The organism is Duncaniella sp. (assembly GCF_029054785.1).
Classification (GTDB): domain Bacteria; phylum Bacteroidota; class Bacteroidia; order Bacteroidales; family Muribaculaceae; genus Duncaniella.
In genome coordinates this window covers 1-7,801 of the sequence record NZ_JAIDEN010000118.1, presented here as the reverse complement: position 1 = coordinate 7,801, position 7,801 = coordinate 1, and the positions used below count along the sequence as shown (strand labels likewise).

Annotated in this window: 9 protein-coding genes; 1 reads left to right on the top strand and 8 read right to left on the bottom strand. The window is 49.4% G+C overall.

Features of this window, described 5'->3' with window-relative positions; genetic code table 11:
• Positions 1-189 precede the first annotated feature (189 nt).
• The 8 genes from K2H17_RS07730 to K2H17_RS07695 all read right to left on the bottom strand — a co-directional run bounded on the left by K2H17_RS07730 (position 190) and on the right by K2H17_RS07695 (position 6,578).
• A complete protein-coding gene (locus tag K2H17_RS07730) occupies positions 190-1,308 on the bottom strand; it encodes an FISUMP domain-containing protein (protein WP_300133415.1) in 1,119 nt (372 codons plus the stop codon).
• 47 nt (positions 1,309-1,355) lie between these two features.
• Positions 1,356-1,835, bottom strand: coding sequence for a T9SS type A sorting domain-containing protein (locus K2H17_RS07725; RefSeq protein ID WP_300133413.1), 480 nt, complete (start codon positions 1,833-1,835; stop codon positions 1,356-1,358).
• Positions 1,836-2,086: 251 nt separating this feature from the next.
• Positions 2,087-3,367, bottom strand: a complete 1,281-nt coding sequence (gene glyA / locus K2H17_RS07720; RefSeq protein WP_300133410.1) for a serine hydroxymethyltransferase — start codon at positions 3,365-3,367, stop codon at positions 2,087-2,089.
• 27 nt (positions 3,368-3,394) lie between these two features.
• Positions 3,395-3,955: a flavin reductase family protein gene (locus K2H17_RS07715; RefSeq protein ID WP_300133407.1), complete on the bottom strand. Its 561-nt coding sequence runs from the start codon at positions 3,953-3,955 to the stop codon at positions 3,395-3,397.
• A gap of 7 nt (positions 3,956-3,962) precedes the next feature.
• Positions 3,963-4,424, bottom strand: a complete 462-nt coding sequence (gene pyrI, locus K2H17_RS07710; protein WP_300133405.1) for an aspartate carbamoyltransferase regulatory subunit — start codon at positions 4,422-4,424, stop codon at positions 3,963-3,965.
• A 50-nt stretch (positions 4,425-4,474) separates the two neighbouring features.
• On the bottom strand, positions 4,475-5,389 hold the full coding sequence (pyrB, locus tag K2H17_RS07705; protein ID WP_300133402.1) for an aspartate carbamoyltransferase: 915 nt from the start codon (positions 5,387-5,389) through the stop codon (positions 4,475-4,477).
• 131 nt (positions 5,390-5,520) lie between these two features.
• Positions 5,521-6,075: a hypothetical protein gene (locus K2H17_RS07700; RefSeq protein WP_300133399.1), complete on the bottom strand. Its 555-nt coding sequence runs from the start codon at positions 6,073-6,075 to the stop codon at positions 5,521-5,523.
• 41 nt (positions 6,076-6,116) lie between these two features.
• Positions 6,117-6,578 (bottom strand): sigma-70 family RNA polymerase sigma factor, encoded by a 462-nt coding sequence (locus K2H17_RS07695; RefSeq protein WP_300133397.1) that lies wholly within the window; start codon positions 6,576-6,578, stop codon positions 6,117-6,119.
• Positions 6,579-6,775: 197 nt separating this feature from the next.
• Here K2H17_RS07695 and K2H17_RS07690 point away from each other — a divergent pair, with 197 nt between their 5' ends.
• Positions 6,776-7,711 (top strand): ATP-binding cassette domain-containing protein, encoded by a 936-nt coding sequence (locus K2H17_RS07690; protein ID WP_300133396.1) that lies wholly within the window; start codon positions 6,776-6,778, stop codon positions 7,709-7,711.
• The last annotated feature ends 90 nt before the right edge of the window (positions 7,712-7,801 follow it).

Below are 7,801 nucleotides of genomic sequence, written 5' to 3'. Positions count from 1 at the left end.
CGGACTATGCGCTTCCCGCTATCGGGGCGCGCTCGGGACTTGCACCCGTTAGATTATGCCCATGTCGGGCGAACAAACTTAAGGAGCTGCCTCAGATCACTGGAGCAGCTCCTTTTATTAGTCATTATCGAATTGCAATCCACCGTTTTCAGCGGACGCAAAAATCAGAGGGTGTTTAAAAACAAGCTCTTAATCTTTGCGGACGCAGCGTATAACATGACCGTTGATATAGGCATGGCAATCGTCAGCGCCACTCACTACAACTTTCGCTGCTTTGCCGTTGACACGCAGGGTGCAGAGCCCCTCGACTTTCAGCCAGCTGGTGGAGACAGTCGAACCCCAGAAATATGTATCGGAATACAATCCGGTGATGTCGCCATTGACATACGTACCTGTGGCGATGGCATCAAATCCGGTAATATTGTTTCCGGTCATTCCTTCGCCCCACATACCAAAATCAGCAGCCTTGAAATTATTGGCAACGGCACCGCCTGCCGTGCGCAATTTATTCAGCTGATCAGTCGACGGAACTTCCCATCCTTCAGGCGCGATTCCTTTCTCGCTTGTCACACAATAGCCGTTATACATGTAGCCTGCAAACTTAAGCCAATCATAGTCTGTACTTGCAAGGTAGGCGCCGCTTTTGTTTTCTTTCCATGCCGCGTTATCGCCTGACGATATGGATGTTATCGACGAGCCGTCGCGGAAACAGGTGGCACGGAGATTCTCTGCCATCCAGTACTGTGTTCCGATCTTTACAATCTTATAAGTGTTGCGGTCAAAAAGTCCACGATTATCAGTGATGACATCAGCCACAACAGTCGCTTCAAGGCTCTCGCCGCTATATGACGGAATTATCTTCCCGTCTGCGACATAGACCATGGAGAGCGCATCACCTTCCGCGCCGACTGTCGCCGTGTTGCTTTTCCGATCCCAGACAACTGTCGCGCCTGTCGATGTCAGTCCATTTGCAAGGTCAGCACGACCGTCAGCGCCGATCGGATAAACGACAACAACCTGCTTGCCGACAGAAGAGATATATTCTTTCGCGATCTCAGCCACCTGCCTGTCACCGCACATTACTTTCTGAACCCAACCGGTCGAAAAATCAGCAGGGACAGGCACTGCCACTACTTCGGCTGGTTCCGGAGTCTCCTCTTCGCCATCAAATGTAAGACGGTCGATGTCAGCGACACTATACTGGAACTTGTCGCCGTTTTTAAGGATGATATTAAGAGTGTAGGGAGAGGACTGGGCGAAAGCTGAAGCCGCGCAAAGGAGGAGAGAGGGGAGTAAATATTTTTTCATTATCTGAGTAGTATCAATTGTTAGTATAAATCAATTTTTAGTATCGCTTAACGGATAAACTTGATTGTCTTGCCATTGGCTTTTACAATGTAGACACCTTCAGCCATTGGATTGAAATCAATGCTGACATTCTCAAAGCCTGACCGACGAGCCACAAGGACACCTTTAAGATTATAGACTGCGACATTGAGCGGCTGAGCTGTGGGTGCTGTGACTGAGATTATGCCACCACTGATGCTCAGACTGACATCTTTACGCAGTGAGAGTTCGATATTGTCAACCGAACTTGCCTCAAGATCAAAACTGAGATTGTCAATGTCGCCGAGCCGGTAATCAAAATCACCGGCAGCGGTTGTCACCGTCATCTTGTCACCATCAAAAGTAATCTGACTGATTTCTGCAAGGTTAAGCGAGGCCTGCTTGCTGTCAGTACTTGTGACGATCAACTTGTCTTCTGCCATCGCCGCGACCGTCACAGCCATTGCGCCTGACAGGACAAGTGAAAATTGCAAGTAATGTAAATTCATTTATCCTTTTCTATTAAAAATTTATGATACGATACATTTTAGTTAAAGCGTTTGCAAAACTAAACATTTTAAAGCATTTTAGCAAACAAATCAAACAATTTGACACAATTTATTAGCAAATTGCAACAAACATCCCAACAATAATAACAACACAGATCTTTTGTCAACTCCGAAAATACAATGATGCGCAATGCGGTTTGTCTTTCCGCATTGCGCATCATTGATATAAATTATTTAAAGAACAGGCCGGCTTAGTAGGCAAACATCGGATACGGCTGCATTGTCGCGTTGACCTTTGCACGTACTGCGGCGATGTTTTCAGCGCTTTCCGGATTGCGAAGCACAGTGTCAATCATCTCTGCAATCTCCAGCATGAGCGGTTCCTTGGCACCGCGGGTAGTGATGGCGGGAGTTCCGAGACGGATACCTGAAGTCTGGAAGGGACTGCGGGAGTCGAAAGGCACCATGTTTTTATTAGCTGTGATGTCAGCCTGCACAAGAGCCTTTTCGGCAACCTTACCGGTGAGTTCGGGGAACTTGCTGCGGAGGTCAACAAGGATACAATGGTTGTCAGTGCCTCCGGAAACAATATCATAGCCCATTTCTACGAGAGCGCCGGCAAGAGTAGCTGCGTTTTTCTGTACCTGGAGCTGATATTCACGGAATTCCGGAGCAAGAGCTTCGCCGAAAGCCACAGCCTTGGCTGCGATGACATGTTCAAGCGGACCGCCCTGCACGCCGGGGAACACGGCAGAATCAAGCAACTGAGACATCATCTTGACAACGCCCTTGGGAGTTGTCTTGCCCCAGGGATTTTCGAAGTCCTGACCCATCATGATCACACCTCCACGGGGACCGCGGAGGGTCTTGTGGGTTGTGGTAGTCACGATGTGAGCATATTTAACCGGATTGTCAAGAAGACCTGCGGCAATCAGACCTGCGGGATGGGCCATGTCGACCATGAAAATAGCACCGATCTCGTCGGCAAGGCGACGCATGCGGGCATAGTCCCATTCACGGCTATAAGCACTTGCACCGCCGATGATGAGGCGCGGACGTTCGCGGCGGGCCACTTCTTCCATCTGCTCATAGTCAACGCGTCCGGTCTCACGGTCCACATTGTATTCAAGAGCTTGGAATACAAGGCCGGAGAAGTTGACAGGGCTTCCGTGGCTGAGATGACCGCCGTGGCTCAGATTGAGACCGAGGAACTTGTCGCCGGGGTTGAGGCAAGCCATGAAGACAGCCATGTTGGCCTGAGCACCCGAATGAGGCTGCACATTGGCCCATTCAGCACCGAAGAGTTTTTTAAGACGCTCGATAGCGATGCTCTCGGCCTCGTCAACAACTTCGCAGCCGCCATAATAACGGTGGCCGGGATAGCCCTCGGCATACTTGTTGGTGAGACACGAGCCCATTGCGCGCATCACCTGATCACTTACAAAGTTTTCAGATGCGATGAGTTCGATTCCTTTTTTCTGGCGCTGATGCTCGCGCTCAATGATGTCGAAGATTAATTTGTCTTCTTTCATACCTTGATATAAATATTGGGGGTGAATTTATTTTTTCTTTACACTCCAGCCGAAACGGCCGATTTCAGGACCCTGTTCAAAATAATGGCCGTGGGAATAGTTCAGCAAACCTGCGGCGGCAAGATCGAAAGCTCCGGTTTCAGGGTCGATCAGGCTCTCCTCGGCAAGCACATTGACAACATCGGCGATAAACATATCATGACTGCCGAGTCTGACAATCTCTTTGACGCGACACTCGATTGACAGAGGTGATTCAACGATGTAGGGACAGGCGACCTTTTCGCCCTTGCCCGGAGTAAGACCTGTTTCTTTCCACTTGTCATAGTCACGGCCTGAACGTACGCCAACCCAGTCTGTCGCACGGGCCATTGCCGCCGTGGTCAGATTGATGGTGAATTCCATCTGCTCCTTGATCAGAGGATAGGAATAACGTTCCGGGCGAACTGAGATGTAACACATGGCGGGATTGGTACATATCGTGCCTGTCCATGCGACAGTCAGCATATTGCTGTGGCTCTCGGTCCCGCAGGTCACAATGACAGCAGGAAGCGGATAGACCATCGTACCGGGTTTCCAGGATATCTTCATCTGTCTGTCAGATAATTTTGGCGTCGATGCTCTTAACCACCTGCGAGCAGTAATGGCAGCTGATGGTGACATCCTTACGGTTTACGACATGGAAGCGTGTGCGCATCGGCTCATTGTTGGTGATGCACTTGGGATTGCCACACTTGACAATGCCGACAATCGTATCCGGAAGCGAGACAGGAAATTTTTCAACCACCTCGTAATCGCGGATAATGTTGACCACTGCTGTCGGGGCTATCAGCGCTATGCGGTTAAGCGTCGATTCCGGGAAAAAGACATCGGCGACTTTGATGATGCCCTTTGTTCCAAGTTTTTTGCTGTCGAGATTGCAGCCGATGGTGACGGCACCGGTGAGATTTTCAATACCGAGAATTCTGACAGCCTTGAAGAGAGAGGCCGAGGGGATATGATCGATCACAGTGCCGTTGCGCAATGCAGCTACTGCGAGTTCTTGCTTTGAAACAGTCATTGGTGTTTATTTCGAGTGAAAATTAATTAGATAAACCGGGATTGGAGAGGTCAGGCTTCGATGCCGAGTGCTCGGCAGATTATGGCCTGACGGGCGTAGAGGCCGTTGCGGGCCTGCTCGAAATAATAGGCGTGCGGATTGTCGTCGACATCCTGTGCGATTTCATTGACGCGCGGAAGCGGATGGAGAATGCGCATGTTCGGACGGGCATCCGAGAGCATGGCATTGTTGAGATTGTAGAGGTCTTTCACCCGTTCATATTCCATTATGTCAGCGAAACGTTCACGCTGCACACGTGTCATGTAGATGATGTCACTGCTGTTGATGACTTCCTGTGAGAAATCGCGGTGTTCGGTGTAACGGATGCCGTTCTCGTCACAGAAAATCTTATATTCCTTGGGCATTCCGAGTTCCTCACATGCGACAAAACGGAAAGTCGGATTGAAATAGCGCATAGCCATCAGCAGCGAGTGGACAGTGCGGCCATATTTCAGATCGCCGACGAGTGTGATTGTCAGATTCTCAAGAGTTCCCTGAGTCTTATAGATCGAATAGAGGTCAAGCATTGTCTGCGACGGATGCTGGTTGGCACCGTCACCGGCATTGATGACAGGGACATCAGTCACCTCCGAAGCATATCGGGCCGCGCCTTCGAGATAGTGGCGCATGATGATGATGTCAACATAATTGCTGACCATCTTGATGGTATCTTTCAGGGTCTCCCCTTTTGAAGAACTCGTCGTGTTGGCGTCAGAAAAACCGATCACACGGCCGCCGAGCCGGTTGACAGCAGTTTCAAAACTCAGGCGAGTGCGGGTCGAAGGCTCGAAAAAGAGAGTTGCGACTACGCGTCCCTCAAGCAGACGCCGATTGGGATTTTCCTCGAAGCGACGGGCCGTGTCGAGAAGCGACATTATTTCATCACGGCCTATATCGCTGATTGATACAAGACTTTTGCTATTCATTGCAGTGAAATGTGAGTTCTCTGCAAATTTACAGATTTTTTTCGGTTAATCAGGCAGAAAAATCACATGGATTTTCAGAGTCTGCAAAAAATTTCATCCGCCATCCTCATGGGCTGGACAACAGATCCTGTTCAATGATCCGAGAGCTGACGGCGCATCTCGCGTATAATAGCCATGGACTTGCGGTTGACGATCAGTCCCAGTGCGGCTCCTATCACCCCTCCGGCAAGACAGCCATAGAGCATATACGACCCATAGACCGAAGAAAAAGTGAAACACATGTACAACACCAGGGGGAAAGCGAGTGTCATGCCTACGGCCTTTAAGCGGACACGCGATGTTTCGATCGCACACACAGTCTGAAGGGCCTCACGGGTCGACATCAGCGAAAAGTTGAGCCTCCTGACGCGCCGATAATTGCGAAAATGCATCCCTCCAATAAATATATAAAAACAGATAGCCAGAATGGCAAGGGTCGGCGTAGCAGCGAAATATGGAATCATAATCAGAACGCCCATCAGGCAAAGCATCGTAAGAGCAAAACTGATCGAAGCAAGACGATCGCGAAGAGTGGAGACGCGACCGGCTCTGACGCGCGACATCAGCTCAGCCGTCTCCGGCACACCGCCGTAGCCGGAAGGAAAACTGATGGAATTCCAATTGCTTTTTAAATCGTCAATATTCATATTTCAAATGTTGTAATGGGTTGATTCGACAATTTATCAGGTCATTTCCGACTGTTTTCAGCGAGACGCTGTTTGATTCGGTGAAGGCGGGTTGCAACGTTGTTGCGGGTAAAACCTGTCACCTCTGCGATCTCATCGTAGGACCTCTCGTCAAGCCACATTAATATAATGGCTTTGTCAAGTTTGTCAAGATCCGAAATCAACCGGTACATCTCGCGCAACTGTTCCATTCTGACACCGTCGTCAGCCTCAAGATCGGCTGCGAGGTCAAGCGATGTCATTGAGGCCGCATGAGAGCTGTGGCGGCGGAAAAATGTCACACATGTGTTGATCGCCGTGCGATAAAGCCAGGTGGAAATCGCGGATTCGCCGCGGAACGAGTCGAGTCCGACCCAGATGTTCGCAAGAACTTCCTGATAGAGATCCTGAAAATGGTCACGGTCCGTGGCATACATATAGCATACCTTACAGAGAAGCTGACGGCTGTCATTGACAACCTTCATAAATCTCGATTCTCTTTCGCTCTGCCGCATGGTGACCTTTTCCAATTTGCTTATCGATTGATTTTACGATAGTTTCTATGGGTTTATACGTCATTAGACGCAAATTCAGTCAAAAAGTTACAGTGGTCTGAAATTTTTTCGGTAAATTTGCGTCTAATGAAGAAAAAACTTCACATTCTTATCACAGATTATAAACAATGGACATTCTAACGGTTGAAAACGTCAGTAAGGCATATTCTTCTCATCTGGCTTTGGACAACGTTTCTCTCAGTGTACCCGAAGGACAGGTCTACGGACTTCTCGGTCCTAACGGCGCCGGGAAAACCACACTCATACGCATCATAAATCATATCACGGCCCCTGACAGCGGCCGTGTGCTCCTTGACGGCCATCAACTGACAGAAGCCGACGTATGTCACATCGGCTACCTACCGGAAGAAAGAGGTCTCTATAAAAAGATGAAAGTCGGAGAACAGGCTCTTTTCTTCGCTCGGCTTAAAGGTCTGTCAAAACAGGATGCTGTGGTCAGGCTGCGCGAATGGTTCGAACGTTTCGACATTCTGAGCTGGTGGGACAAAAAGGTTGAGGAGCTGTCAAAAGGCATGGCCCAGAAAGTGCAGTTCATCATCACTGTGCTCCATCGGCCCAAACTGCTGATATTCGACGAACCCTTCTCCGGATTTGACCCGATCAACGCCGAACTTCTCAAAAACGAGATCCTGCGGCTCAAGGATGAAGGCTCAACAGTCATCTTCTCGACCCACAACATGGGATCGGTCGAGGAAATCTGCGACAACATCACACTGATCAACAAAAGCCGCAACATCCTGAGCGGCAATGTTGAGGAAATCCGCCGTCAATATTTCGGCAACCGATACGACCTGCTGTTTGAAGGCGACGGCCGCCGCCTAATGGAGAATCTCATGGCTGTCGGCAGCGAATTCGAGATGTCAGCGGCTGACTCTGCGTCAGGACGTCAAAGCCTGACATTCCACCTCAACGAGGATGCCCGTCTCCACGATGCGATCGCAATCGCCAATGAGACCGTAAGCCTCGCCGGGATCAACGAAAGTCTGGCGTCAATGAACGAGATTTTCATCAAAGCCGTAAAGGAAGACGAAAGCCGTCGGTAAAAACTCAATTTCACACGTGCATTAAGAGGGTGTTTCATAACAAGAGTTAAAATCTGAGTGGTCTATCTTTTAGATAAATTGTTGTAAATG

What these genes read in the sequence shown, in the direction of transcription:
- K2H17_RS07730 (WP_300133415.1), bottom strand. Translation starts at nt 1,308, where the DNA reads ATGAAAAAATATTTACTCCCCTCTCTCCTCCTTTGCGCGGCTTCAGCT.
- K2H17_RS07725 (WP_300133413.1), bottom strand. Translation starts at nt 1,835, where the DNA reads ATGAATTTACATTACTTGCAATTTTCACTTGTCCTGTCAGGCGCAATG.
- glyA (WP_300133410.1), bottom strand. Translation starts at nt 3,367, where the DNA reads ATGAAAGAAGACAAATTAATCTTCGACATCATTGAGCGCGAGCATCAG.
- K2H17_RS07715 (WP_300133407.1), bottom strand. Translation starts at nt 3,955, where the DNA reads ATGAAGATATCCTGGAAACCCGGTACGATGGTCTATCCGCTTCCTGCT.
- pyrI (WP_300133405.1), bottom strand. Translation starts at nt 4,424, where the DNA reads ATGACTGTTTCAAAGCAAGAACTCGCAGTAGCTGCATTGCGCAACGGC.
- pyrB (WP_300133402.1), bottom strand. Translation starts at nt 5,389, where the DNA reads ATGAATAGCAAAAGTCTTGTATCAATCAGCGATATAGGCCGTGATGAA.
- K2H17_RS07700 (WP_300133399.1), bottom strand. Translation starts at nt 6,075, where the DNA reads ATGAATATTGACGATTTAAAAAGCAATTGGAATTCCATCAGTTTTCCT.
- K2H17_RS07695 (WP_300133397.1), bottom strand. Translation starts at nt 6,578, where the DNA reads ATGAAGGTTGTCAATGACAGCCGTCAGCTTCTCTGTAAGGTATGCTAT.
- K2H17_RS07690 (WP_300133396.1), top strand. Translation starts at nt 6,776, where the DNA reads ATGGACATTCTAACGGTTGAAAACGTCAGTAAGGCATATTCTTCTCAT.